The organism is Methylocaldum sp. GT1BB, assembly GCF_051027545.1.
Lineage (GTDB): Bacteria > Pseudomonadota > Gammaproteobacteria > Methylococcales > Methylococcaceae > Methylocaldum.
This window is the reverse complement of sequence record NZ_CP194902.1, coordinates 811,755-836,838: the sequence shown is the minus strand read 5'-3', so window position 1 is coordinate 836,838 and position 25,084 is coordinate 811,755. Positions and strand designations below refer to the sequence as shown.

Annotated in this window: 20 protein-coding genes; 12 read left to right on the top strand and 8 right to left on the bottom strand. The window is 59.6% G+C overall.

Annotation, left to right across the window (positions count from 1 at the left end; genetic code table 11):
* Positions 1 to 272: 272 nt before the first annotated feature.
* Both ACR2TX_RS04910 and ACR2TX_RS04905 read right to left on the bottom strand, forming a co-directional pair.
* Positions 273 to 662, bottom strand: a complete 390-nt coding sequence (locus tag ACR2TX_RS04910; RefSeq protein WP_347259121.1) for a type II toxin-antitoxin system VapC family toxin — start codon at positions 660 to 662, stop codon at positions 273 to 275.
* Positions 659 to 856 carry a type II toxin-antitoxin system VapB family antitoxin gene (locus tag ACR2TX_RS04905; RefSeq protein ID WP_434131409.1) on the bottom strand — a complete coding sequence of 66 codons (198 nt, stop codon included), beginning with the start codon at positions 854 to 856 and terminating at the stop codon, positions 659 to 661. The genes ACR2TX_RS04910 and ACR2TX_RS04905 overlap by 4 nt, the downstream gene beginning before the upstream one ends.
* A gap of 425 nt (positions 857 to 1,281) precedes the next feature.
* Between ACR2TX_RS04905 and dsr1 the strand changes: the two genes are divergently transcribed.
* Positions 1,282 to 5,106: an anti-phage defense-associated sirtuin Dsr1 gene (dsr1, locus tag ACR2TX_RS04900; RefSeq protein ID WP_434131407.1), complete on the top strand. Its 3,825-nt coding sequence runs from the start codon at positions 1,282 to 1,284 to the stop codon at positions 5,104 to 5,106.
* Positions 5,107 to 5,573: 467 nt separating this feature from the next.
* Here the strand turns inward: dsr1 and ACR2TX_RS04895 are convergent, their stop codons facing one another.
* Entirely contained in the window at positions 5,574 to 6,065 is a 492-nt protein-coding gene (locus ACR2TX_RS04895) for an REP-associated tyrosine transposase (protein ID WP_434131404.1), read from the bottom strand.
* Between the two features lie 152 nt (positions 6,066 to 6,217).
* Between ACR2TX_RS04895 and ACR2TX_RS04890 the strand changes: the two genes are divergently transcribed.
* From ACR2TX_RS04890 to ACR2TX_RS04860, 7 genes are all read left to right on the top strand, one after another.
* The gene (locus ACR2TX_RS04890; RefSeq protein ID WP_434131401.1) at positions 6,218 to 7,225 is read left to right on the top strand and encodes a stage II sporulation protein M; all 1,008 of its coding nucleotides are present in this window, start codon (positions 6,218 to 6,220) and stop codon (positions 7,223 to 7,225) included.
* Positions 7,215 to 8,720, top strand: coding sequence for a hypothetical protein (locus ACR2TX_RS04885; RefSeq protein ID WP_434131399.1), 1,506 nt, complete (start codon positions 7,215 to 7,217; stop codon positions 8,718 to 8,720). The genes ACR2TX_RS04890 and ACR2TX_RS04885 overlap by 11 nt, the downstream gene beginning before the upstream one ends.
* Before the next feature lie 3 nt (positions 8,721 to 8,723).
* Positions 8,724 to 10,091, top strand: coding sequence for a DUF4350 domain-containing protein (locus ACR2TX_RS04880; RefSeq protein WP_434131396.1), 1,368 nt, complete (start codon positions 8,724 to 8,726; stop codon positions 10,089 to 10,091).
* Between the two features lie 274 nt (positions 10,092 to 10,365).
* Complete coding sequence (locus tag ACR2TX_RS04875) at positions 10,366 to 11,349, top strand: AAA family ATPase (protein WP_156881658.1); 984 nt, start codon at positions 10,366 to 10,368, stop codon at positions 11,347 to 11,349.
* Positions 11,350 to 11,361: 12 nt separating this feature from the next.
* A complete protein-coding gene (locus tag ACR2TX_RS04870; protein WP_077730878.1) occupies positions 11,362 to 12,672 on the top strand; it encodes a DUF58 domain-containing protein in 1,311 nt (436 codons plus the stop codon).
* Positions 12,673 to 12,698: 26 nt separating this feature from the next.
* Positions 12,699 to 13,505 carry a BPSS1780 family membrane protein gene (locus tag ACR2TX_RS04865; protein ID WP_434131393.1) on the top strand — a complete coding sequence of 269 codons (807 nt, stop codon included), beginning with the start codon at positions 12,699 to 12,701 and terminating at the stop codon, positions 13,503 to 13,505.
* 4 nt (positions 13,506 to 13,509) lie between these two features.
* On the top strand, positions 13,510 to 14,238 hold the full coding sequence (locus tag ACR2TX_RS04860) for an RDD family protein (RefSeq protein ID WP_434131390.1): 729 nt from the start codon (positions 13,510 to 13,512) through the stop codon (positions 14,236 to 14,238).
* A gap of 125 nt (positions 14,239 to 14,363) precedes the next feature.
* On the opposite strand, the gene ACR2TX_RS04855 is transcribed toward ACR2TX_RS04860, so the two are convergent.
* From ACR2TX_RS04855 to ACR2TX_RS04840, 4 genes are all read right to left on the bottom strand, one after another.
* The gene (locus ACR2TX_RS04855; RefSeq protein ID WP_086133479.1) at positions 14,364 to 14,579 is read right to left on the bottom strand and encodes a hypothetical protein; all 216 of its coding nucleotides are present in this window, start codon (positions 14,577 to 14,579) and stop codon (positions 14,364 to 14,366) included.
* 226 nt (positions 14,580 to 14,805) lie between these two features.
* Complete coding sequence (locus tag ACR2TX_RS04850) at positions 14,806 to 15,852, bottom strand: magnesium transporter (RefSeq protein WP_347257810.1); 1,047 nt, start codon at positions 15,850 to 15,852, stop codon at positions 14,806 to 14,808.
* 1,247 nt (positions 15,853 to 17,099) lie between these two features.
* Complete coding sequence (locus ACR2TX_RS04845) at positions 17,100 to 18,629, bottom strand: hypothetical protein (RefSeq protein ID WP_434131388.1); 1,530 nt, start codon at positions 18,627 to 18,629, stop codon at positions 17,100 to 17,102.
* A 132-nt stretch (positions 18,630 to 18,761) separates the two neighbouring features.
* Positions 18,762 to 19,235: a hypothetical protein gene (locus ACR2TX_RS04840; protein ID WP_156881663.1), complete on the bottom strand. Its 474-nt coding sequence runs from the start codon at positions 19,233 to 19,235 to the stop codon at positions 18,762 to 18,764.
* 814 nt (positions 19,236 to 20,049) lie between these two features.
* Here ACR2TX_RS04840 and ACR2TX_RS04835 point away from each other — a divergent pair.
* From ACR2TX_RS04835 to ACR2TX_RS04825, 3 genes are all read left to right on the top strand, one after another.
* A complete protein-coding gene (locus tag ACR2TX_RS04835; protein ID WP_240502549.1) occupies positions 20,050 to 20,868 on the top strand; it encodes an EcsC family protein in 819 nt (272 codons plus the stop codon).
* 116 nt (positions 20,869 to 20,984) lie between these two features.
* Positions 20,985 to 21,278, top strand: a complete 294-nt coding sequence (locus ACR2TX_RS04830; protein WP_077730885.1) for a DUF5132 domain-containing protein — start codon at positions 20,985 to 20,987, stop codon at positions 21,276 to 21,278.
* Between the two features lie 2 nt (positions 21,279 to 21,280).
* Complete coding sequence (locus ACR2TX_RS04825) at positions 21,281 to 21,757, top strand: HMA2 domain-containing protein (protein ID WP_077730886.1); 477 nt, start codon at positions 21,281 to 21,283, stop codon at positions 21,755 to 21,757.
* A gap of 58 nt (positions 21,758 to 21,815) precedes the next feature.
* On the opposite strand, the gene ACR2TX_RS04820 is transcribed toward ACR2TX_RS04825, so the two are convergent.
* Positions 21,816 to 22,406: an HNH endonuclease gene (locus ACR2TX_RS04820; RefSeq protein WP_077730887.1), complete on the bottom strand. Its 591-nt coding sequence runs from the start codon at positions 22,404 to 22,406 to the stop codon at positions 21,816 to 21,818.
* A 369-nt stretch (positions 22,407 to 22,775) separates the two neighbouring features.
* Here ACR2TX_RS04820 and ACR2TX_RS04815 point away from each other — a divergent pair, with 369 nt between their 5' ends.
* The gene (locus ACR2TX_RS04815; RefSeq protein ID WP_434131384.1) at positions 22,776 to 24,983 is read left to right on the top strand and encodes a primosomal protein N'; all 2,208 of its coding nucleotides are present in this window, start codon (positions 22,776 to 22,778) and stop codon (positions 24,981 to 24,983) included.
* The last annotated feature ends 101 nt before the right edge of the window (positions 24,984 to 25,084 follow it).

The following is a 25,084-nucleotide window of genomic DNA, read 5'->3' as shown; positions in this document are numbered from 1 at the left end:
CACTCCGGAGCGTCGCGACGCTCCGGAAAATGCTCCCGGAGGAGTGAGGCGGGGATGAATTGAAGGTCGATGCCCATGTATGCAGGGCAGACGCGCCGACCCATTGCCTCAATGCCGTTAAGTTAACTCGTCATTCCGGCAGGGATTGCCGGAATCCAGAGCACAGGGAAGTGACAAGCCTCTGCCATCCATGGCTTCTGGACCCCGGCATTCCCTGTCGGGGTGACGTCATTCGCCTTAACTTAACGGCATTGCCCACTGTCTCCCGTGGCTTATTGTTTTCCGCCAGCCTGTTCAGCTTTCGGTTGATAGGCGCACCCTATATTCTCGGCGATGGCGGCCAGCCGCTTGTCTCCGGTCCAAAGTCGGGCGCCGGACAGCGTTGCCGCCGCGAGCAGGCAGGCATCGACGTAACCGATGCCTCGCCCCATCAAGCGATGCCGATCGATGAAGAACAGCACTTCCTCATGGGTCGCTGGTTCGCATTTCGGCAGAGCGGACAGCAACGAGAGGATTTCCTGGCGGTTTTTGAGATTGCCGCAGGCGATTTCCCCAATGACGAAGTCGTGGATCGCCGCTATATCGCGTTCGAGAAGCCCGGCGAGATGGGCGTTGCCGGATCGCAGATGGTCGATCCAGATTGAGGTATCGACCAGAATCACTCAGCGGGCTCTCGGCGTCGGGGAATGTCTTTGAGCTGCGGCTCCGTGCCGCCCAGCCGAATGAGCCGGCGGGCACTTTCCCGTTCGATGAGTGCCCGAAGCGCTTCCTTCAAAAGCGCACCACGATCTGTCAGGCCACTCAGACGTTCGGCTTGGCTGAGGAGTGCATCATCGAGGGTTACGGTTGTTCGCATCGCATCACCACAAACGGAGCATCGAATGATGCAATTATAGATGCGAAGGTTGGTGTCGGTACCCTTTGGATTGTAGATTAGGGTCAGTTCTCATATTCCAGCATGCTGGAATATGAGAACTGACCCTAATCTTCGAGGGCGGGCTGGGCTGACTTGCGATGCCCTGTTGCAGGAGCAGGGCTTCGTAGCGATGGGACAACTCGGTGGGAGGGACCAGCTGGCGGGGATATCCAGATCAGCCTATCTTGCGGTACGGGACAATAGACAGAAGGATACACCATGAAAATCGAGGGCGCGTTGTCTGGCGGGAGGATGTTTGGTAAAAGCATCGCGGATGATAAACAGAAACCGCTCAATTATTTGTTAGACCCTCTGAGATCTCAGTTGCTCGCATGCACGTGCGCGCTGGGTAGGAAGCTGAAGGAATGCAATTCATCACCCACGGTCCTGATATTCCGGATGCGCTCTTGCAGGCGCACGAGGAAGGACGTGTGGTGTTTTTCTGCGGTGCAGGTATCTCGTACCCTGCCGGCCTGCCGGGCTTCAAGGGGCTGGTGGAGGAGATCTACCGGCTGAACGGTACCGCGCCTACGGACATCGAGCGCGAGTCCTCAGACCGTGGGCAGTTCGATGCCACGCTCGACCTGCTTGAGAGGCGCCTGCCGGGGCAACGTCTGGCTGTTCGCCGTGCGCTGGCACAGGCACTGAAACCGAGCCTGCGCCGCAAGGGCGCCACTGATACTCAGGCAGCGCTGTTGAGGCTCGGCCGCAGCCGTGAGGGCGCGTTGCGGCTGGTCACTACCAACTTCGACCGCGTCTTTCATGCGGCGGCCAAACGCACGGGCCAAGCCTTCCAGGCCTATGCAGCGCCGATGTTGCCTATCCCGAAGAACAGCCGCTGGAATGGGTTGGTCTACCTGCACGGCCTGCTGCCCGAGAAGGCGGACGACACGGCCCTGAACCGTCTGGTGGTCACCAGTGGCGATTTCGGCCTGGCCTATCTGACCGAACGCTGGGCTGCTCGCTTCGTGAGCGAGCTGTTCCGCAACTACGTGGTCTGCTTCGTGGGCTATAGCATCAACGACCCGGTGCTGCGCTACATGATGGATGCTCTGGCCGCCGACCGGATGCTGGGCGAAGTCACGCCGCAGGCCTGGGCGCTGGCCGATTGCGAGCCAGGGCAGGAGCGTGGCAAGACCATCGAGTGGAAAGCCAAGGGCGTTACACCCATCCTTTACCACGTACACACCGCCAGCAATGGCCATTCAGCGCTGCACCAAACCCTGCACGCTTGGGCGGACATATACCGCGATGGCGCACTAGGCAAAGAGCGCATCGTCGTCAGTCATGCCCTAGCACGGCCTTCGGCGAGCACACAACAGGACGATTTCGTGGGCCGGATGTTGTGGGTCTTGGCGGATAAGTCTGGGCTGCCGGCCAAGCGTTTTGCCGACTTCAACCCTGTCCCATCGCTGGACTGGTTGCTGGAGGCCTTCTCGGACGAGCGCTTTCGTCACCGCGATCTGCCCCGCTTCGACGTGCCGCCGCGCGACGAGACAGACGCCAAACTGCGCTTCAGCCTGATTCGCCGGCCTGCGCCCTATGACCGTGCGCCGCCGATGCTGCTGGCTTCCGGTGGTGTCGTCGGTAGCCAGTGGGACGACGCGATGTTTCATCTGGCCCGCTGGCTCACGCGCCATCTGGATGACCCGAGGCTGATCCTCTGGATTGCGCAACGTGGCGGCCGGATGCACGATCGATGGCTATGGCTAATCGAGCACGAGCTGGATCGTCTGGCCTCGCTGGAGCGTGACGGCAAGACCGCCGAACTGGATGAAATCCGCTCGCAGGCGCCCAAGGCTATTCCTGGCCTCTTGATGCGCACGTTGTGGCGCCTGCTGCTTAGCGGCCGGGTGAAATCATCGTGGCACGACCCCGATCTCTATCGCTGGAAAGATCGGCTGAAGCGGGAGGGGCTGACCACCACGCTGCGCCTGGAGTTGCGCGAGCTGCTCGCACCCCAGGTGGCCTTGAAGAAGCCGTTTCGCTGGGGCGATGAAGAAGAAAGTGCGGACGAACCCATGCGCTTGCGGCAACTGGTGGATTGGGAGCTGGTGCTGGCCGCCGATCATGTGCATTCGGCCCTGCGCGACCTTGCCGACGAGCACTGGACATCCGCCTTGCCGCAGTTGCTGGAGGATTTCCAGCAACTGCTGCGCGATGCGCTGGACTTATTGCGCGAGCTGGGCGAGGCCGATGACCGCAGCGACCGATCGCACTGGGATCTGCCATCCATTACGCCGCACTGGCAGAACCGTGGTTTCCGCGACTGGGTGAGCCTGATCGAACTGCTGCGCGATGCGTGGCTGGCGCTTCGCGCCAACGACAGTGCGCGCGCGACGCGCATTGCTCAGTCCTGGTTCGAGTTGCCGTATCCCACCTTCAAGCGACTGGGTCTGTTTGCCGCCAGCCAGGATCACTGCGTCCCGCCCGAACAATGGGTGGACTGGCTGCTAGCCGATGGCGCGTGGTGGCTGTGGTCCACGGATACGGGGCGGGAGGTGTACAGACTGTTCGTTCTGCAGGGGCGACAATTGACAGGGGCCACTCAGGAACGTCTGGAGTCCGCCATCTTGGCCGGCCCGCCGCGCGAGATGTACCGAGATGATCTGGAACCGGAGCGGTGGCAAGATTTGGTGGCTCGCTCCGTCTGGCTGCATCTGGCCAAACTGAACGCATCGGGCCTCGCTCTGGGAGGACCTGCGGCGGCACGCTTGGCGGAACTATCCAATGCCTACCCGCAATGGCGGTTGGCAGCCAACGAGCGTGACGAGTTCTCCCGCTGGATGAGTGGCACCGGCGATCCGGACTATGAAGAAAGCCGTGATGTCGACATTGCACCTCGAAAGCGGCATGAGCTCGTTCAATGGCTCACAAAGCCGCTGCCCGAACGGCGACCTTTCTACGAAGATACGTGGCGCGACGTTTGCCGCACCCGCTTCTTTCACAGCCTGTACGCGCTATGTGATCTGGCACGGGATGGCGTGTGGCCCGCCGGCCGATGGCGCGAGGCCCTGCAAGTCTGGAGCGAAGAAGGCATGGTGTTGCGGTCCTGGCGATACGCCGCGCCTTTGGTGCAGACCATACCTGATACCGTTCTTCAGGAAGTTGCCCACGGCGTGACGTGGTGGATCGAAACGGTTTCGAAGTCGATCAACCAGCACGAGGAAATTCTGCTGAACCTGTGCCGCCGAGTTCTGGCCCTGCCACTCGAAGCAGGCACCGGCATGACTCGTAATGGGGAGCCGATTGACCATCCTGTCACCGACGCCATCAATCACCCAGTCGGGCATGTCACGCAGGCATTGATCAACCTCTGGTTCAAACGCAATCCGAACGACGACGATCAGCTTCCAGCTGACGTCGAGCCATTCTTCACTGAAATCTGCGATGTGCAGGTGGCCAGATTCCGGCACGGCCGTGTGCTGCTGGGTTCGCGCTTGATCGCACTCTTCCGCGTGGATCGAACCTGGACCGAGCAATACCTACTGCCGTTGTTCAGATGGGACAGCCCCGGCGAAGCGAAGGCAGTGTGGGAAGGTTTCCTTTGGTCGCCACGTTTGTACCAGCCCTTGTTGATTGCCTTCAAACCGCAGTTCCTGGAGAGCGCAAACCGCTACGCCGACTTGGGTGAACACCGTCAGCAGTTCGCGGCCTTCCTGACTTATACAGCACTCGGCCTAACCGATGGCTACACTGTAGATGAGTTCCGAGCCGCAATTGGAGCGCTGCCTCAAGAAGGGCTGGAAGAGTGCGCACAAGCGCTATCGCAGGCACTTGAAGGTGCCGCCGACCAGCGCGAAGACTATTGGAAGAATCGCGTCCAGCCGTTCTGGCAACACGTTTGGCCGAAGTCACGCGAGCTCGCCACGCAGCGAATCGCCGAATCATTGACCCGGCTGATCATTGCTGCCGGCTCTGAGTTCCCAGTTGCACTGGCTGCGATGCAAGACTGGCTGCAACCCATTGAGCATCCGCATTACGTCGTACATCTGCTGCACGAATCAGGTTTGTGCAGCAGATACCCAGCGGACGCACTGCACCTGCTGGATGCTGTGATTGCCGACCAACAGTGGGCTCCTCGGGAGTTGGGGCAATGTTTGGACGAGATCGAGCAGGCGGCGCCACAGCTTGTGCAAGATGTCCAATACCAGCGGCTACGAGAATACTTCCGGAGGCGGGGGATGTGATAGCGACATGAGGCATGCCACGCAATCATTAGAGTCTAACCGGGTAACCGGGGGTTTCTAACCCCCAGTCCCCACACCACCACGGCATACGGGTCCGCACCGGGCGGTTCACGAGAAGGGAGCACAAGAAGTCTTACGCATATGACGGGGTCAGGCTTCTATTTTTTGACTTCGGCTGCGTCCATTTCAGCAAATATAGTTTCGCTCGTTCCCAAGCTCCCGCTTGGGAACTCTCCCGTCGAAGCTCCTGCGTCATGGTCAACTCACCACGCCCGCACCACTTCGATCAAACCTTCCTGGCTGGCATAGTTCCGCGCTGGAATCGCGCCAATGCTCGAGCATTTTCCGGTGTGGTGTGCGACCCAGGCTGCCGTAGGTCGGGAATCCCTTCCCGACGTCTTTGCCGGCAAAGGATTGCCGACCTACAACCATATTTGTGCCTGCATTCAGGGTGCCGAGTTCCCAATTCACACCGCTATGCTGCGGCGAAAAACGCTCTCGGCCTGATCCACATAGCCGCGTTTGACGGGGTTCTGGTGGATGTAGTCCATTTTTTGCCGCATGACCGCTTCCGATTCGATGAGTTGCGGGTGATTGCCTTCTTCCCAAATCTGATAGGTGCTCTCGGTTTTGTGATGTCGCTTGAATAGCGCCAGCAGTTCCAATATTTTGGCCGATCCACGCTGCTCAAGGTACGCGACGATTTGCCTGGCCGTGTAGGACTTGAAGCGCTGCATATCCCGGCTCAGATTGGGCGAAGCGGCGACGAGATGCAGGTGGTTTTCCAGTATGACGTAGCCGTAGAGCTGGAGGCCGGATTCTCGTTGCAGGAACCGCCAGCAATCCAGCACGATATTCACCGTTTCCGGGCGGGTGAACGGCGGCAGCCAGTGGTTGATCGTTGCCGTTAGGAAGTGGGGCGATTGATTTTGCAGGATATGGTAGCGGCTACGGGGCATGGGTTTGAGTTTAGTCGTTCATTTAGGGGGCTAGTGGAAGCCGGAGCTTCCGAGGCCGGGTTCCCAAGCGGGAGCTTGGGAACGAGCATGGTCGGCGGCCAAGATCGCCCACCTGGACTAAACTAAGCCTTCAAATCTTTTCGGACCGGGATGTGAAGGAATATCAATTCATCGAAACGCGGCGAGCGGATTGGGACGCGTGGGATCGGTGGCTGGCGGGCGGGCTTCGCGGAAAGGGGGAGCGGAGCGATGCTTCGGGTGCCGAGCCGGGGCCGGCGGCGATCACGGTTGAGAGTTTGCCGCGTCAGTTTCGGGGGCTGTGCCGGGATTTGTCCCTGGCGCGGGACCGCCGCTATTCGGAGCCTCTGCTCGATGCGCTGCGCGACCGGGTCTTGGCGGTCCATCAGCGCATTTATGGCGCCCGCCGGGCGGGGGGAGGCCGGTGGCTTCGTTTCGTGTTGCACGATTTGCCGGTTCTGGTCCGGAGCGAGGCCCGGCTGGTCTGGGCTTCGGCGGCGCTGTTTTTCTTGCCTTTGTTTCTCGCTCTCGCCGTGCTTCAGTTTTATCCGGACGGCGTGTATTTCCTGCTCTCACCGGAAACGGTGGGTTCCGTGGAAGAAATGTACGCCCCGACCGCGGAACGGCTGGGGCGGCCTCGGGATGCGTCCGACGACGTGATGATGCTGGGGTTCTACATTGCCAACAATGTGCGCATCGACTTCCAGTGCTTTGCGGGAGGCATCGCTTTCGGCCTCGGGAGCGTATTTTTCCTGATTTATAACGGGCTGGTGATCGGCGCGGTGGCGGGGCATCTGACGCAAGTCGGCTATATCGAGACGTTTTGGGGCTTCGTCGCGGGGCATAGCGCGCCGGAACTGATAGGCGCCGTACTCTCCGGTGCGGCCGGCCTGAAAATCGGACTGGCCCTGATTGCGCCGGGGAGACTCCGCCGCGCCGATGCGGTCAAGCGGGCGGCGCAGCGGGCGGTGCATCTCCTTTACGCAGCGGCCGGACTGACTTTTTGCGCCGCTTTCGTGGAAGCGTTCTGGTCGCCGATCCGAACGCTTCCCGTGGAGCTCAAATACGGCGTCGGGATGGCATTCTGGCTCTCGCTGCTGGCCTATTTTTCTCTCGTCGGACGAAGCCGCCGTGCAGCTTGAGCGCCTCTGTCTGGATCTCCGCCGACGCACGCCCTGGGAGGCCCTGGATCTGGGATTGGTTGTGCTGCGGCACTGGCATCGGCCGGTTTATCGTGCCTGGTTCGCCACCATGGTGCCGTTCGCTCTGATCGTGTTTCTTCTCCTGTGGCAGTGGCCCGCCGTTGCCGCGATCAGCGTGTGGTGGTTCAAGCCGCTGTTCGATCGAATACTGTTGAAGGTCTACGCGGAAGCCTCGTTCGGACGGGCGCCGAGCACGCGGGAGATTTGGCGGTCGCTGCCGGGACTCATCCGGAATTCCGGCTTGCTCATGGGGCTGACCCTAGGGCGTTTCAGCTTGGCCCGTTCGTTTCATCTTCCCATCGCGCAACTGGAGGGCCAGCGCGGGCGAGCGGCGGCGGCTCGGCGCCGGGCGCTCGATAGCAAGACGCGCGGATGCGCGGTGTGGCTCACCTATCTCTGTGCGCATTTCTCGGCATTTCTCCAGATTTCGCTGATCCTTTCGATCGAACTGTTTCGGCCGCGGGAGATCGAGCCGCTTTTCGACTGGGCGGCTCTTTTTCACGGCGAATCGGACGCCTGGCTCTTGGTGCTGTCCGACCTCGCGTATCTGGCGGGGGAGACTTTGATCGAGCCGTTCTACGTCGCCGCCGGCTTCACGCTGTATCTCAATCGCCGCAACGAACTCGAAGGCTGGGACATCGAGCTGGGTTTTCGCCGTCTGAGCCGGCGCATCGAGGCGGAATCGGAAGGGCGGGAGGAGACTCCACGGAAAGCGGCCCTGATGATGGCGTGTCTTTGTTTCGCCGGCCTGTTCTGGTTTCAAGCTCCCGGTGAAGTCTTCGCGGACCAGCCTCCCGCGAGCGTCGCCGAGACCGGCGAAGCGGAACGGGCGATTCGGGAGGTGTTGGCCGATCCGGTATTCGGCCGGGAAGTTCAGGATTGGACGTGGCGCTACCGCGATTCGGAGAGCGAGTCGCCATCGGACGATTCCAGTGCGCTGGAGCTGTTGAAGACGTTTGCCGAGTGGATGGCGAAGGCGATCCGAAGCCTCAGCTTTGTCGCAGCCGCTGTTCTGGCCGCGGGCCTGATCGTTTTGCTTTATCGCTACCGCGAGAGATGGCTGATCCGGAGTCCTGCCGTCCGCAGCGTTCCTGAAACCCTGTTCGGACTGGACGTGCGGCCGGACTCGCTGCCGGCCGATCTGGTCGCCGCAGCGAAACGGCACCTTGCAGCCGGAGAACATGCCGTCGCACTTTCGCTGCTTTACCGCGGGGCGCTGGTTTCCCTGATTCATCGCGCTTATGTCGACTTCCGCCCGGGGGATACCGAAGGCAACTGCCTGGACCGGATACGGGGGCGCATCGACGAGGCCGGCGAGCGTTATTTCGCCGAGCTGTTGCTGGCCTGGAAGCTCGCGGCTTACGCCCATGCCGCGCCGCCCGTGCCGCAACTCGCCGATCTCTGCGACCGCTGGTCTGATCACTTCGCGGACTAATATATGAGAGGCAGTAAAAAAACCTACTGCGCGACCCAAGTCCGCGCCTGCGATGCTCAACGTACCCCCTTGTACGCCTCCGCTTCTCGGCGCGGACTCCGACCGCTCGCGACGGTTTTTTCACTACCTCTGAGCCGAACGGTGATCTGGAGTTCGACGGGGGTTCTGGTGCTGGTCGCGCTGAGCGCCGCCTGGTTTTTTTCCAACTTCGATTACGTACCGGTCACGACTTGGGAGAAACCGGGCAAGGAGGCTCGGCGCGACCCTTATTTGGCTTTCGACCGTCTCATGGGGCGGCTCGGGCGACCGGTGGCGCGGGTTAGCAATGCCTTGGTATTGGATGAGCTGACGCCGGGCGGGGTGTTGCTGCTGGATCGCGGCCGCCGCATCTACGTCAATGCTCGCCGCGCCGACGCCCTGTTCGATTGGGTGAGCCGCGGCGGCTATTTGATCGTTGCGGCGGAATACCGCCAAGTCGACGACCCCATCCTGAAGCGTCTGGGGATCGGATGGTACGAACCCCCGAAGATCGAGCCCAAGAAAACCGCCGCTACGGAGGAAGACGGCGCGGAGGACGAACAGGATGGAGCGCAGATGTGCGAACCTTCGGATGCGCGGTCCGACGACGAGCCGGATACGGTTGAAGTGCGTCTTCCGGCGCGGGACCAGCCGTTGCGGCTGCAAAGGACGTTCGGGTCAAACGGCTGGGGTCTGGTGCCGACCGACCCGGCACCGGTCTGGAAAGCGGGAGTGGTCGATACGCGCAGCACCGTGCTGCATTACGACTATGGCCAAGGCCGGATTACGGTACTCGACGGCTTCACGTTTCTCTCCAATCGGCGGATCGGCGAGCACGATCACGCCGAACTGATCTGGGGGCTGATGCGGCATTACCAGCCGCAGGGCGAAGTGCGTCTGGCTACCAGGCTCGAGGTTCCGACGCTTTGGGAATGGCTGGCCGAATCCGCGTGGATGGCGCTGATCAGCGGCGCGCTGCTGATCGCGGCCTGGCTTTGGCGTATCGTGCCGCGGTTCGGCGGGATGCTGCCGTCGCCGAATCCGGCGAGGCGCAGCCTGATCGAGCATCTTTCCGCCGTCGGACGCGCCGTCTGGCGTCGCGGCGAAGACGGGCGGGCTCACTGGGACAATGTGGTCAGGCAGGAGTTACGTAGACATGTTCTTCAGCGGCATCCGCACATCGCGCAGGTCTCCGAGTCGGAACAGGCGAGAATTCTCTCCGGTATGAGCGGGATTCCCGAGAACCGGGTGACGGCGGTCTTGGCCGCACCGGACAAGCTTTCGCCGCGGCATTTCGTCGATCGCGTGCGCACGGTGCAAGAACTAGCCCGTATTTCTCACACCCCTTCGTAGCGAGGGCGTTGAGATGCCGCTGTGGCGTGCCGCACGGACCGAGCGGCGGCGAAGGCGTAGCTGACACTACGTCGAGCCGGCGCGCCAGGGCTGTAGGATGTGCCGACGAAGGAGGCGCATCGCTCGCGAACGATGCGGTTCGTTCCTCACCGCATCCTATGGCCTCTGTTTGCAACTGGGACGGCGTCCGCAGTAGGCAGGGTTGCGATTAAAGCAACCGTTTGCGATTGGACGGGTGTGAGAAATATGGGCTAAACAACGATTGTGAGGATTTATGGCGGTAACCCGTTTGCTCGATGAACAAGTGGATAAGGCCGGAGTGCTGCTCCGGTCGATTCGTGCCGAGCTCCGCAAGGTGCTGATCGGCCAGGAGCGTATGATCGACGAGGTGCTGATCGGTTTGCTCTGCGGCGCGCACGTGCTGCTCGAGGGCGTGCCCGGTCTGGGCAAGACGCTGCTGGTGAAGGCGCTGGCGAAGACCTTTTCCGGACGCTTCGCGCGGATTCAGTTCACGCCCGACCTCATGCCTTCGGACGTGGTCGGCCATACCTTCTTCGATATGGGCAGCAGCCAGTTCATTACCCGCGAAGGGCCGGTCTTCACCCATCTCCTGCTGGCCGACGAGATCAACCGCGCTCCGGCGAAGACCCAGGCGGCGCTGCTCGAAGTGATGCAGGAAGGCCAGGTGACTCTGGAAGGCCGCTCGATGGCGGTCCCTCAACCGTTCATGGTGCTGGCCACCCAGAATCCGATCGAACAGGAGGGCACCTATCCTCTGCCGGAAGCGCAATTGGACCGGTTTCTGCTCAAGATACGCATCGATTACCCCGATATGGAGGAAGAATTGGCGCTCACCCGCCAGGTGATCGAGCGCCGGTCCGGGGGCGAATTGGCCGTGGATAACGTGGCGGTCCTGATCGGCCCGGAACAAGTGGCGGCGCTGCAGCGGTTGACGGCCCACGTGGAGGTGGACGACCGGGTGCTCCGCTATGCCGTTTCGATAAGCCGAGCTACCCGCGAGCATCCGCGCCTGTCCATCGGCGCGGGTCCCCGAGGCAGCATCGCTTTGGTCCGCGCGGCCCGCGCCAGCGCACTGCTGTCGGGGCGGAGTTACGCCACGCCGGACGATATCAAGGCGGTGGCTTTGCCGGCGTTGCGCCATCGCGTGGCGACTTCTCCGGAGGCGGATATCGAGGGATCGAGTGCCGACACGCTGCTCCGGGCGCTGCTGGACCAGGTTCCCTCGCCGCGCTTCTGACCGGGGTTTCTCGTGCTCCTGCCTCATCGCGTCCTTTTGATCGCGCTCGCCGCCTGGTTCGGTCTCGCCGTGTTCGTGGCGGTGTGGCCGTCATGGCTTGCGGTCTGGCAATTCGCCGGGGCGGCGCTGCTGAGCGCGGCACTGGCGGACGGGTGGTTGGCCCTCAGTCGCCGCAATCCGGTGCGGGTCGAGCGGGAAATCGAGGATGCATGGCCCGTAGGGGTAACGCAAACGGTCCGTCTCCGCCTCGCCAGCCCCGAGCGCAGCGTCGCGGGCTGGGTGTTCGACCGCCATCCCGAGACGTTTTCCGCAGAAGGCTTGCCCTTGTTTTTCAAGCTGTCGCGCGGCCATTGGGCGAAACTCGGCTATATGGCGCAGCCCCTGGAACGGGGGCCCCATGTCTTCGGCGGGATCGAGTTGCGGCTTCTTTCGCCGCTGCGCCTATGGCTGACCCAGTACCGGGTCGGCGGCGATGAGACGGTGCGGGTTTACCCGGATTTCGAAAAAATCACTCGATACTCGGTGTTCGCGACCGATAACCGCTTGTCCCAGATCGGCGTTCTGCGCAGGCGGCGGCGCGGCGAGGGTCTGGACTTCCACCAGTTGCGGGAATACTGCCGCGACGATGCCTTGCGGCAAATCGATTGGAAAGCCACCGCCCGCAAGCGCAAGCCCATCGCCCGCGAGTATCAGGACGAAAGAGACCAGAACATCGTGTTTCTGCTGGATTGCGGCCAGCGCATGCGTGCCAAGGACGATGCCCTGTCGCATTTCGACCATACGCTGAACGCGCTGCTGCTGTTGTCCTACGTGGCTTTGCGCCAGGGCGACGGCGTGGGGCTTTCGACTTTTGCCCAGGCCGAGCCGCGCTACTTCGCTCCCCGCAAATCGCTCGTCACGGTGCAGCGCTTGCTCAATGCCGTGCACGACCTTCAGCCCTCGCTGCAAACGTCCGATTATCTGATCGCCAGCCAGGCCCTATGCGAGCGCTTGAGCAAACGTTCGCTGATCGTGCTCCTCACCAATCTGCGCGACGAAGACGAATCCACGCTGCCGCCGGCCCTCGCCATTCTGCGGCGGCGGCATCTGGTGCTCCTGGCGAATTTGAGGGAAACGTCCTTGGACGCTCTCCTCCATGAGCCGGTAACCGATTTGGATGGCGCCTTGGCCTATGCGGCGGCGGTGGATTACCGCCGCGAGCGCCGGCGGCAATTGGCCGCCTTGCGCGCCCAGGGTGTCGCCGTACTGGATGTCGCCCCGGCGGAACTGCCGGTGGCGCTCGTTAACCGCTACTGGGACATGAAGCGTAGCGGCGTTTTTTAACTAAACCAAAAAGAAGAGAGGTTCCTATGGACACAACGGGTCGTGATCCGTCTTCCGACGATGCTTCCCACAATCCTTTTCAGGCTCCCAGGTCGCGAGTGGCCGATCCCGTTCCGGAGAATTCCGGCGTGCTTCTGGAAAAGCCGAATCGGAACGATGCCGGGCGCGGCTGGACATGGTTGAGCGAAGGCTGGGGATTGTTCAAGGAGGCACCTGGAACCTGGATCGGAATTGTCGTCGTCATGTTCTTGCTGAGTATCGTCATCAACTTGATTCCGGTCGTGAATCTGCTGTCCAGCCTGGTCTACCCGGTGCTGACCGGCGGGTTGATGCTGGGATGCCGTTCTCTCGAACAAGGGCGGGGACTCGCCTTTGGCCACTTGTTCGAAGGATTCCAGCGCAATTTCGGAAAGCTCGCGCTGGTCGGTTTGCTGTACCTTTTGGGAGCCCTTGTGGTCGCGGGGGGAGTGTTCGTGGTCGTACTCGGCGGCTCCGGTACGATGAGCATTTTCGCGGGAACGCCGCCGGACGCGTCGAATATCATGATGGTGCTCGTGGCTTCCTTGCTCGCATTCGCCCTTCTGGTTCCGCTGCTCATGGCCATGTGGTTCGCGCCGGCCTTGGTCGTATTTCATGACAAGAGCGCCGTCGAGGCCATGGGGCTCAGCTTTCGGGGGTGTCTCCGCAACATCATGCCGTTCCTGGTCTACGGTATCGTGGGCTTGGTTGCGGCGATCGTCGCGACGCTTCCCGTCGGCTTGGGTTGGTTGGTCCTAATGCCGGTGTTGATCTGTTCGACATACAAGGCTTATCAAGACATCTTCATCGCTTGACGCCATGACCGTCTCCGCCGCCCCGCTCGACACCGTCCGATCCGTCGCCACCCCGGAGGGCTGCGAGCTTCGACTTCGTGTCGCCGGGCCGGCGGCGCGGGCGCGCGCCTTTATGATCGACGCCCTGATACGTCTTCTGATTTTCGTGTGCGCCGTGGTGCTGCTGCGGTATTTCGGCGCATTGGGGCAGGGTCTTGTCATACTGACTTATTTCGTCCTCGGCTGGTTTTACAACATCGCGTTCGAGGCCTTGAACGACGGCGCTACGCCGGGAAAACGCCTGTGCAAATTGGCGGTGTTGCGCGAAGACGGAACGCCGGCGGGCTGGGATGCCGCCTTCATCCGCAACACCTTGCGCTTTGTCGACGCTTTGCCGGTCGGCTACGCGTTCGGGCTCATCGCCATGGGGTGCAACGCCGACAACAAACGGCTAGGCGACATCTCGGCCGGCACCGTGGTGGTCTATCGGCCGGATGCCGGACAATCCGCCGTCATCGACGACTATTCCGAGGCGGAACCCCCGCCTTTTTCCCTTACCCCTTCCGAACGGCACGCACTGATCGAGTACCGGCGGCGTTGCGCCACGCTCACACGAGAGCGCGCGGAAGAACTGGCGGAATTGGCTTTCCCTCTGACTCGGGGGCTTTCTCCGCCCCAAGGACGGCAGAAGCTCTTTCGCATCGCCAATTTTCTGATGGGGCGAGAGGCATCGGCAGCCCGTAAGACGGATTAACGGGCCCGTGATCGCCGATCGGCGAAACCGGCGATAAACGCGAATGCCCCATTCCCGTGGAGCAGCCTGTCACCTCGATTCCGATAACGAGGCTGCATGCCGCACGGGCTTCGCGACAACCATTTTCACCGGTCCGACTGGGCGAGATCTCGCAGGATTTCAAAGTGGCCCTGGATAAGATGATCGACGAATTCGGTCCACGCCATCCGGCGGGTGGGTTCGACCTCCTGCGGCCAGGCGGTTTCTTCGTAGTGGAGCAGTACCGTGTTGGTGTCCGCGCTGAGCTCGATGATCTGAAAGCGGTAGCCTGTGAGATGATCTAGACCGATGTGTGGATGCATACATTGTGGCTCCGGATTGCCAAAAGATCAGCTGATGGCCTTGAGACCGATCCTTGACGCTGTCGATCCCGGAGGGTCATTAAAGCGTTATTGCCAAAAGATGAACAGCGTCGTAACGGAAATAAATCGTAGCCTGAGCAAGATCGTCGGTTTCGCAACCGGCGGAGGGGGGTGGCAAGGTCGCTTAAGCCGGGTTGAGCGAAGTCACTGCATTCCCTGCCGCTTTCTAAAATAAAAAGAGGTTGACCGCGGCGAAATAGATCAAAAGGCTCATGACGTCCTGCAGAATGGTTGCGAGAGGGCCGCTGCCGTAGGCGGGGTCCGTTCCCAACTCCCCCAACAGCCACGGAAGAAAGAGCCCGATCGTCGTCGCCACGCAGCCGGCCGAAAACAACGCCACGGCAACCGCCAGCGCCAGATAAAAGTCCCCGAAGATCAGCCAGATTATAGGGAGAGTGACGGCAGCCAAGGTAAGGCCGATCAGTAGGCCGGTCCGCATTTCCCCGCCGAGCAGCGAGCGGAGGTTCGCATGAGAGAGCGATAGCCCGCGTACGGCAATGGCCTCGGTCTGAGTGCCGATGGCATCGGCGATATAAACTAAACCCGGAATGAAAAAGGCGATAGCGATCCGGTCCTGCAATTGTGCCTCGAATTGCGCAACGACCTGGGTCGCCAAGGCGCTGCCCACCAGTCCGAGCATCAACCACGGCAACCGGTCCCGCGCTCGCCGCAGCGGGGCCGATTCCATAGCTTCCCGCGCCTGATGCGTCTCGCGTTTGATCCCGGCGAGGCGGTGCAGATCTTCCACGTGCTCATGTCGCAAGATGTGCATCAGCGCCAGGGGCGGTACCACGCCGAGGAAATGTCCGCCATGGTCGACGACGGGAACCGCGGTCAGCCGATGGTGCAGCGCCAAGGACGCCAGTTTCTCTTGATCTTCGTCTACGCGAACCATGGGCAGTGCCTTAAGAACGTCTCCCATAGGCGTCTCCGCGGGCAAGGCGATCAAATCCTCCAGAACGACACACCCGAGCAGCCGATCTTCCGGATCGGTGATACAGATCAATTCAGCGTGATCGAAGCGGTGTTCTCTTAAGCGAGTTTGAACGGCCGCCGCGGTTTCGTTCGAATAGGCGCGGGGTACGCTGGCCGTCAGGTGGGTGCCGGCCGTTTCGCCCTGGCGGTGATTTCTCTTTCGAGATTTCGTCGGGCGTCTTTTCTTTTCGATGGCTTTTTCCATATTCGCTTTCTGCATTTGTTCAATTTGGGGCATGACTCGGAGTCCAGCGCGACCAAGGCCGGCTCGTTCGAGTTTATCGGCGCACTTTCCCTTGCGACCGAATACCCGTCAAGTCCCGCTGCGGGGTATCGGAATTAATCCCCAAGCCAGGTTATACGTGTACCGGGGCGATCCTATGCGCATTTCTTGATGTTTCCGTGAACTACATTTCGTCACGTGTCTCTATCGGCCAATGGTCAAGGCCGAGAGAAAAGCGGCATTCCGGTACCGGGGCCTTGGATGATCGCTATTGGAGACTTCGATAGTCCGATAAACACGTTCAAGGATAACCATGGAGTGTGATCAAAAGATTTCGAAGTTGATGCGGAACTGTTACGCCGCGCTGCGGGCTGCCATCCCTATAGCGGCCGCCGTGCCGACCACGGCGCAAGCTGGCGCGCAGCGCCTATGCCGTGGCTTCGTGACAATGATGTTCGCAGAGTTTTGATGTCCTATTCACTCGCTTGCTTTGAGACCGATCGCCCATCATGGCTAAGAGGGTTGTACCCACACGGATTGACGCCGATAACTTTGCCGGCAGCTCGCGTGCCGCTTGTAGCGATTGGCGCTCCGTGCGCAGATTCCATGTCGGCACGGGCCACCAAGAGCCCACTTCAAGATGCCGGATATACGACTGCATGCGCTTCCTTGTCGCCATCCCTATCGATCGGTTTCTTGCGCTCGGGGAGGAGTCGATATACGCACAGTTAGGCTTGGGCGCTGACAGGCAGGGCTAAGTACATTCCGCAAATATTTGCGGAATGTACTCAGCGAGTAGGTCGGGAATCCTTTCCCGACGACACGTCCCGCCGAGCGTCTTCGTCGGAAGGGTCGCGACTAAAGCGACCGTTTGCGATTGGGAAAGGATTGCCGACCTACGAATGCTTGAATCCATTCACCCGAGCCGAAGGCGCCAACGACGTCCGCCAAGCCTGTTTTGCCGTACGAGCGAGATGAAAACGCTCTAAGTACATTCAGGGAAGTCTTGCGGCATAGGCAACCTGCAGGACAACCCCGCCAATCAAGCCAATCAGTCGAGATTCCGCAAATATTTGCGGAATGTACTCAGGGGAGCTAAAAGCTAGAAAATGATGAAGGAGATACTGTGCGCTGCATACGGTTCGACGATGCAGGGTGCACGCAACGCACCCTACATCGAAAGTGAAACCGATGTAGACGTGACCGTCCGTTTCGTGCGCGGACTTTGTGTCCTGCCTGTGGTGGCTTTCCGAGGCCCTCGGTTACTCGCTATCCTTACTCAGGGTCGGCTGGCCCATTCGCTGCACTAACTCCTCCACCCGTCGCCACTCCTCCTCAAGGCGGGCGCGGTCGATCTTCGATGGCTCTTCTGGAGATGCCATCTGTCTGGCTCGTAGCTGGTCAATCTCTTTGCTGAATAAGCCTTCCTGTTGCGCCGCAAGCTGAAGCCTTAATTCAGAGTTCCCCTTCCAAAAAGTGCTATTTTCCGGGGGCTGATTGTACGACTCTGGGTGCCGATAATAACCCTGCTCATCCGCAGGCTTTTCTTCCACTACTATTAATGGATGTGCTTGCGCCCAAGAATCCTTGCGAATGCCTGTTACCTGCCAAGAAACTTTCATCCCCGACTTACCTCCCGCAATATTGAAGCGATTGTTTGAAATCTCCCGAGCGACATGAAGGTTAGGGGCAGGCTCGCCAATAGAGGTGAGCTGATAGCGGAAGTCGCAATTGAGGGCTTCAAACCATTCAGGAAGCTCCACAAAACACTCCCCATTCCCGTCAAGAGCCGCAACCCCGTCATAAACATTCTTCATCTCGGCCGACTCGACAAATGAGTGAGCAAGGTACTTGTGCGCCGGCTCAAGGGGGTGATCGATCCTGAAGCCACCACCGGACTTGATTAAAGGACCAAAAACCTCGACTTTTCCATCGAGAAATGCTGCCCATCCATCTCCACCCCCTCTGCCGTACACGCCAATGCCCCTTTGAGCAGAACTTGTACCCCACACACCAACGCTGATGAAACCACCGCTGCTATCGCCACTCACACCGGCGCTGAAGAAACCACCGCGGCTATTGCCACTCACACCGGAGCCAGAGGCACTATCGCCACGCACGCCCGTGCCTTCTCCCGCTACGCCAGATACGCCGGTGCCGGTATTAACTGCTGCTCCGGCTACGCCAATGCCTCTTGTTCGCTCTGTGCCGGCTAAGCCGAACACACCCACTAGAGAGTTGCTGGAGCCCACGACGCCGAACCCGGCATCGCAGAGTCCGCGTACGCCGGCTTCGAAGCCGCCGGTAGGTACACCGAAACGTTCACCAAGTACGCCATCCCCATCGCCGCTAGTCCCGCGGACGCCGGTACCCCTGATGCTACTTCCCACCACGCCGGTGGCCTCGCCGACGAAGCCGGTCACGCCGTTACCACCGGTAGTGCTGGAGCCGAAGACACCGGAGGCGTCGGGAGTTGGAACAAATGTAACGCCCAATACGCCGGTGCCGGTTGCACTTCGGCCAAGCATACCTAGGCTCTGCAAGCTTTCGCCCGCGACACCTTCGCCCTCGATGCTGCGGCCAAATACTCCCGGATTTTGGATGCTGTGGCCTTCCACCCCGGCGATGTTAGTAGGGATGTTCGCTACGTTAGGAGGGAGAGCGCCGCTCGTGCCGAACACGCCTACTCCGGTGGTGGAGTCGCCCCACACGCCCACGGCGACGGGATTTCCATTAGCATCTACCGGCACCTGATCGCTATTCGCCGGCTCAAATCCTTCTACTCGTGCCATATTGTCCTCCTTTCATGGTTTCGCTGCGGTTGCCGTTATCGCTGTTTGTGCAGGAACTAAAGCTTGCGGTCATGACAGTGTTGATGTGAAGAGTCATTCAGGAGATGCGATGCCATTATCGAGCGGCTCTAGCTACTGCCGCTTGGCGGTAAATCCGGCGACCGTGAGGGTGGTGTTGATGAATCGGATCTCGCGATTGCGGTCGACGATCACAAACGCGACTGTCGAAGGCCCATCAAAGGCCGTTCCCGAGAACTCGGCGACACTGGTACCCGTGCCATCGGGATTGACCGAATGGGTGCACGTCTTGGACGTGAGAGGTCCGAGGATAGTCCCGTTGATATTGACAGTCGTGGTGACCGCGCAGCCTCCGTGGCCATCAAAGATCACCGTGCCAAGGGCGGCCGTTGGCACCGCTTGAGGGGCAGCGGGGGGCACAATCATCCCGAACTCCCCCGAAAATCCCCACCTTCCTTCGATGCCGCGTTCGGTAAATGCTGGTCTTGGAGCGTCCGCTCTCGAAGATGAGGCTAATGCCACAAAGACAAGCAATACTGTCAACGGCTGTAGGACTACCCCATACACGTTGCGATTGTGTTTCGTCATAGTCACCTCCTACGCGAAACGCCTCTTCGCCATAACGCATTTGATGAAAGAATCGGATTTGCCAGAATCACAGGTTATCGCGGGTGTGGCCGACGAATCATTGAAATATTTGGATGCCGAGGATGAAAGTGGCTGTCCGTCATTTCGATCCAAATATCGGCTCCCTTATGGGGCGGGAGGAGACTAAACCGATATTCGAAGGACACCTTGTCCAAGTAAAAAAGGGGGTAGGGATTGTATGTCTGGAGAACTGCCATTTGAGCCCTTATTAATCAGGCCTGTAAATACCCTCCTGGTATTTCGGGCCGCCGCCCAGGCCGGTACACGCCCGGCCTGGGCTCACGCGGCTGGTCGCCGCGCCGGGGCATCCCTGCCCCGGATTAACCCGGCCTATATTTATAGGCTGGGTTAATAATAAGGCCCAGCAGCTTTGGGTACTAAGCGCTACGTGGGCAATATCAAAAGCTGACGTTCAGGCAAAGTCGCAATCATCAATCCGCGATCTTCCGCTTTAGCCGAAAATCAGGCGCATGGACGACCGCTACGAATGGCAGCTTCGAATCGGGAGTGGCAGTTCAAACCATCTGACAGTGTTGGTCGGATCTGGCCGCGGCAACCTCAATGTACGATCAGAATGGTTTTGGGATTTGCTCTCGCCTTATTGAAAAGCGTTCCATGAGGCGGCACGGGAGCGGTAATAACATGGCCCTCGACGGCTGCCGTCATATAACTGTAATCTCGTGCGGCTATTTTCACGCTCTTTGCAAACAGCGGTTCGGGCCGAGCGAGCGATCGGATTATGAGTGGCAGACCCATGGCTTTGTCGCACCAAGACTATTTGAGTCTCAAGCGGGCATATCGGCATCTAGAATATCCCGCCTTCGCCGTCAGGCTTGCCGATGCGGTCGGCACACCCTTGGAGAAAGGGCTTAAGCTTTTGCCAACGCCATGGTACCGGAGACTGCATCGCTGCGCCGAGAATGCCATTTGGAAGGCTTTGGGCGTGGCGGTCACGAGCTTGGACAATAAGCCGGGGACGCCATCCCGCGACGTGTATTACAAGTTGCTCAGCATCGCGAGCGGCGCGGTCGGTGGTTTTTTAGGCGGTCCGGCCTTGCTGGTGGAGCTGCCGTTTACGACCGTTCTCATGCTGCGTTCGATTGCCGATATCGCCCGCAGCGAGGGCGAAGATCTCGACGATATCGCGACCCGTCTGGCATGTCTCGAAGTGTTCGCCTTGGGTGGGCGTACTAAGGAAGATGATGCGGCTGATGCCGGGTACTACGGGTTGCGTCTCGCTTTGGAGCGGCCCGTTGCGGCAGCCTCCAGCTATATCGCTCGGAACGGCCTAGGCAATCGGGCCGGCGCGCCGATGTTGGTGGATTTTATTATGATGATCTCGAGCCGTTTCGGCATAACGGTCTCGGAAAAAGCCGCGGCGGAAATCGTCCCGATTGTGGGGGCGGTCGGCGGCGCTTTGGTCAACAGCGTGTTCATTCAGCACTTTCAAGTTATGGCACATAGCCACTTTACGATCCGCCGTCTCGAGCGGAAGTACGGCCCGAGGCTCATTCGAGCGGAGTACGATAAGCTGCGGACCCCCGAGTACAGGCTCTCGTACGCGTCAGTTTAGCTTTCCCTTATTTAAACTTTTCGTGGTTCTTGGCCCGCTGGCATAATACCCTTGGCTTTTTATGCGGCCGAGGTTTTTTCTTATCAATGGGGTTTCTGGAATCCAGGGAGGTAGCGATGGCTGGTTTCGGCGATTTTCTTGAAAACGGTGTGGCCAAAGGCGTTGTGATCGGGCTTGGCATGGTGGCGGCCGGTGTCGTTCTTGCGCCGGCGCTGCGGCCAGTTGCACGAGCAGCCGTGAAGACCGGCATCCTGCTGTTCGAAAAAGGCCGCGAATGGGCGGCTGAAGCCGGCGAAACCTTCGAAGATCTGGTGGCCGAGGTTCGAGCGGAGCTGGCAGAGCAGGCGGCCGCAGCGGAAGGATTCGAAGCCGCCGAGCAAGCCGCTGCGGAAAGCGATATGAAAGGCTAAAGATGGTCTCGGCCTTTGTCGTTCATGAGCTAGCCGGTCGATTACGGCTGAGAATTCCCGAAAAGCGCAATGATTCGGCCTTTTTTGCCGCTCTCGCCGAACGTTTAGCCGAATGTCCGGGCGTTACCAGCGTCAAGCTCAATGCGTTTACCGGTAGCGTTTTGCTGCTTCACGCCGCGGAAACGAGTGCAATCGATGTTGCAAGGTATGCGGAGCAAGCCGCTTTATTTTCCGTTAAACCCTTGTCGGCCACACCCGTCCGCACGCTGGGTCAGCACGCAACCAAGGGTCTCAATGCATTTGACCGCAGCCTTACCACCGCGAGTGGCGGGCTAGTGGATTTGCAGTCGGCCTTTTTTCTTTTGTTGGTGGGATTGGCTGTTTATCAGGCGAGACGCGGGCAGATTCTGGTGCCGGCGGTTTCCATGCTTTGGGAAGCGATCAGTCTGGTCGGTTCGGACAAAATCGGCAAACACTAGCCGGAAGCGCGCGTACTCTTTGTCGGATGTTGCAGACCATCTGAGGGAGCTGAAGGCGCTAGCTTAACCGCTGATGCAAAGGGCTTTTGCGGGGAAAATGCGCTTTCAAGAATTCCATTTGATCGCTCAATACCCGGCGTCCTTGTAGGTAGACATATTCCGCGTGGGTTGGGGTGAACGGAATGGCTAGGAGTTGCATGCCGGCTTGTTCCGGGGTTCGTCCGGCTTTATGGTTGTTGCAGCGCTTGCATGCGGTTACGACATTGTTCCAGGTGTCGGCGCCTCCGACGCTGATCGGAGTGATGTGGTCGCGGGAAAGGTCGCTATGGTGAAATCGGTGGCCGCAGTAGAGACAAAGATTGTTGTCGCGGCGGAATAGGGCAGGATTGCTTAAGGGCGGAACGTAGTTGGGATCGATGCCGTAGCCGTTGTTATGGTGGTGGTGTGTGGCGATGATCGAATTGACTTCGATGAGACTGCGGCGCCCCGTCTTGGCATTAATGCCACCCCGCAGCGTATACAGGTGGGTACCGCAGCTATAGGCTACTTCACCTAGATGATAAAGCTTTGCCGCCTCTTGGTAGCCTATCCATTCCAGCGGCATGCCAGAGGCATCGGTACGTAACACCTGTAGATGATAAATCTCCATAGATCCTCCATCGTTCGATTGTTGTCTTTCATTGCAGAATGGTTAAACACTTGATTTCCGGTTGCTGTCGTCGGTCGACTTATGCACAGTGTATTCAATTTGTTTGTCAAGGAAAAATTTGAATCAGTGCTGCCGCGATTAGATTTTTTTGTGACCAAATAAGGCATTGATAAAATTATAAAAAATAAGTTTTGGTCAAAATCTTTACAATTTAATGAAAGTCTAGTCTTCATGCATTTTTCGGCAACATCCCGACATTTATTCCACAAAGTTATCCACAGAAACTGTGGATAAGCAAGATTTTGCTTTTCTGCTAAGCGTGTTGCGGTTTTCCCGATTCTACCCGGGATTTGTGGCAGTTCGTTGAACATGACGAAAATTCTTAAGATCGCTGTTTCGGTGCCTTTGCGACGTCTGTTCGACTATCTTCCTCCTTCAGCTTCCGATATTCAGAGTTTGAAGCTTGGCGTCCGCGTCGAAGTTCCCTTCGGCCGTCGCCGAAAAATTGGCGTATTGATGGACATTGCGGAAGAATCGGAGGTGGACCGTGGACGTTTGAAGGAGGCGTTAGCGATACTCGACAGCGATCCCTTGCTGTCTTCCGACGATCTCCGGTTGCTCAACTGGGCGAGCCGTTATTATCACCATCCTATCGGTGAGGTCGTCGCAGCGGCTCTGGCCGTCCTGTTGCGCAAGGGCAGTGCGGCCGAGCTCGCGGGAGAAAGGGTTCTTCGCCTGGTCACGGAGGACTATGCTTTCGCGGCGCAGTCATGCAAGAGAGCCCCTCGCCAAGCGGCGTTGATCGGATTGCTCCGCGAGCATCCGAACGGCGTTCCTCATAGTCTTTTGAGCGAACTGGATTGGGACTGGCGCGGTGCTGTAGACGGCCTGGTTCGGAAAGGTTTGGCGTGCTGGTGCCAGAGCCGGGAAGCGCAAGTACCTGCCCACAATTCACTCAAATCTCCTCCTTTCGATCTCAACGAGGACCAGCAGCGCGCAATAGCCGCCGTTCGGGAGGTCATGGGCGCGTACGCCGCTTTCTTGCTGGAAGGCGTGACCGGCAGCGGTAAAACCGAAGTGTATCTGCAATTGACGCAGGAGGTTTTGGCGCGAGGCGAGCAGATCATGATCTTGCTGCCGGAAATCAATCTGACGCCTCAGTTGCAAGCCCGCTTTCGCAGCCGCTTCTCGGTTCCGGTCGCGATATTTCATTCCGGGCTCACGGAAACCGAGCGCTGCCGTTCCTGGCTACAAATGCAGCGAGGGGAGGTGAGTATTCTGCTCGGTACCCGTTCCGCCGTCTTCACCCCGATGAAGTCGCCGGGGATGATCATTCTGGACGAGGAGCACGACACTTCATTCAAGCAGCAGGATGGCTTCCGCTTCTCGGCGCGCGACGTGGCCGTCATGCGAGCCCGTCTGTTCAACATTCCTATTCTGTTGGGGTCGGCCACGCCGTCTTTGGAAAGTCTCTGCAACGTATCGCAGGAGCGGTATCGGCATTTGCGGCTTCTTCATCGCGCAGGCGGGGCGCTCCAACCCGGTTTCCGATTGCTCGATATTCGAGGGCATCGCTTGCGGGAAGGGCTTTCGCCGGCACTGATCGCGTATATTGCCGACACATTGAGCCGCGGCGAGCAGGCGCTGTTGTTCGTCAATCGGCGCGGTTTTGCGCCGACTTTGATTTGTCACGCCTGCGGATGGGTCGCCCGTTGCCGACGTTGCGACGCGAACTTGGTCGTTCATGCCGGTGACGGGCGTCTGCGTTGCCATCACTGCGGGTTCGAACAGTCCTTGGCCCGTTCTTGTAACGGCTGCGGCAGTGAAGACCTTCGCCCCTTGGGGCTCGGGACCGAGCGCGTGGAGAACGCGTTGGCAGAGTTGTTCCCAGGCGCCCGCATAGTGCGCATTGACCGCGACAGCACGCGGCGCAAAGGACGATTGGAAACGCTTTTGAACGACATTCACGAAGGCCGGATGGATATCCTGATCGGCACCCAGATGCTGGCGAAAGGCCATCATTTTCCGCGGGTCACGCTGGTCGGAATCACGGATGTGGATTCCGGCCTCTACAGCACCGACTTTCGTTCCGGCGAACGGACTGCGCAATTGATTATTCAAGTAGCGGGCCGCGCCGGGCGGGAAGAACGAATGGGCACCGTCGTTTTGCAGACTCGGCACCCTGGCCACCCATTGCTTCATGTGTTGATCAGGGACGGCTATTCCGGTTTTGCAAAAGCCTGTACGGACGAGCGCCGAGCGGCGCAGTTGCCCCCCTTTACCTATCAGGCGCTATGGCGGGCGGAGGCGACCGACATCGATGCGCCGCGAAGCTTCTTGGGGCGAGTTGCCGATCTTGCGAACGAGCGACCGTCGCCCGAATTGTTGGTGTTGGGGCCGGTTCCCGCACCGATGGCGCGGCGAGCCGGACGGCAGCGTTATCAACTGCTGTTTCAATCCGCCAGGCGCAATCTGCTGCACGGACTTATCGAGTCACTGCTGCCGTTGATTTCGGAACTTGATGAAGCCAAGCGAGTCCGTTGGTCTATAGACGTCGATCCGGTCGACCTTTATTGATAGCGGCTAGTGGCGCCGTTTACAGGTTCGCTTGATCTTGGCTTCTTTTTCTCCCGGACTCCAATTAGCATGGCGCTGGAGTCGAGTGTCGCGACGGCCTT

What these genes read in the sequence shown, in the direction of transcription:
- ACR2TX_RS04845 (WP_434131388.1), bottom strand. Translation starts at nt 18,629, where the DNA reads ATGGCACGAGTAGAAGGATTTGAGCCGGCGAATAGCGATCAGGTGCCG.
- ACR2TX_RS04815 (WP_434131384.1), top strand. Translation starts at nt 22,776, where the DNA reads ATGACGAAAATTCTTAAGATCGCTGTTTCGGTGCCTTTGCGACGTCTG.
- ACR2TX_RS04820 (WP_077730887.1), bottom strand. Translation starts at nt 22,406, where the DNA reads ATGGAGATTTATCATCTACAGGTGTTACGTACCGATGCCTCTGGCATG.
- ACR2TX_RS04850 (WP_347257810.1), bottom strand. Translation starts at nt 15,852, where the DNA reads ATGCCCCAAATTGAACAAATGCAGAAAGCGAATATGGAAAAAGCCATC.
- ACR2TX_RS04860 (WP_434131390.1), top strand. Translation starts at nt 13,510, where the DNA reads ATGACCGTCTCCGCCGCCCCGCTCGACACCGTCCGATCCGTCGCCACC.
- ACR2TX_RS04840 (WP_156881663.1), bottom strand. Translation starts at nt 19,235, where the DNA reads ATGACGAAACACAATCGCAACGTGTATGGGGTAGTCCTACAGCCGTTG.
- dsr1 (WP_434131407.1), top strand. Translation starts at nt 1,282, where the DNA reads ATGCAATTCATCACCCACGGTCCTGATATTCCGGATGCGCTCTTGCAG.
- ACR2TX_RS04865 (WP_434131393.1), top strand. Translation starts at nt 12,699, where the DNA reads ATGGACACAACGGGTCGTGATCCGTCTTCCGACGATGCTTCCCACAAT.
- ACR2TX_RS04825 (WP_077730886.1), top strand. Translation starts at nt 21,281, where the DNA reads ATGGTCTCGGCCTTTGTCGTTCATGAGCTAGCCGGTCGATTACGGCTG.
- ACR2TX_RS04855 (WP_086133479.1), bottom strand. Translation starts at nt 14,579, where the DNA reads ATGCATCCACACATCGGTCTAGATCATCTCACAGGCTACCGCTTTCAG.
- ACR2TX_RS04875 (WP_156881658.1), top strand. Translation starts at nt 10,366, where the DNA reads ATGGCGGTAACCCGTTTGCTCGATGAACAAGTGGATAAGGCCGGAGTG.
- ACR2TX_RS04905 (WP_434131409.1), bottom strand. Translation starts at nt 856, where the DNA reads ATGCGAACAACCGTAACCCTCGATGATGCACTCCTCAGCCAAGCCGAA.
- ACR2TX_RS04835 (WP_240502549.1), top strand. Translation starts at nt 20,050, where the DNA reads ATGGCTTTGTCGCACCAAGACTATTTGAGTCTCAAGCGGGCATATCGG.
- ACR2TX_RS04880 (WP_434131396.1), top strand. Translation starts at nt 8,724, where the DNA reads ATGAGAGGCAGTAAAAAAACCTACTGCGCGACCCAAGTCCGCGCCTGC.
- ACR2TX_RS04895 (WP_434131404.1), bottom strand. Translation starts at nt 6,065, where the DNA reads ATGCCCCGTAGCCGCTACCATATCCTGCAAAATCAATCGCCCCACTTC.
- ACR2TX_RS04830 (WP_077730885.1), top strand. Translation starts at nt 20,985, where the DNA reads ATGGCTGGTTTCGGCGATTTTCTTGAAAACGGTGTGGCCAAAGGCGTT.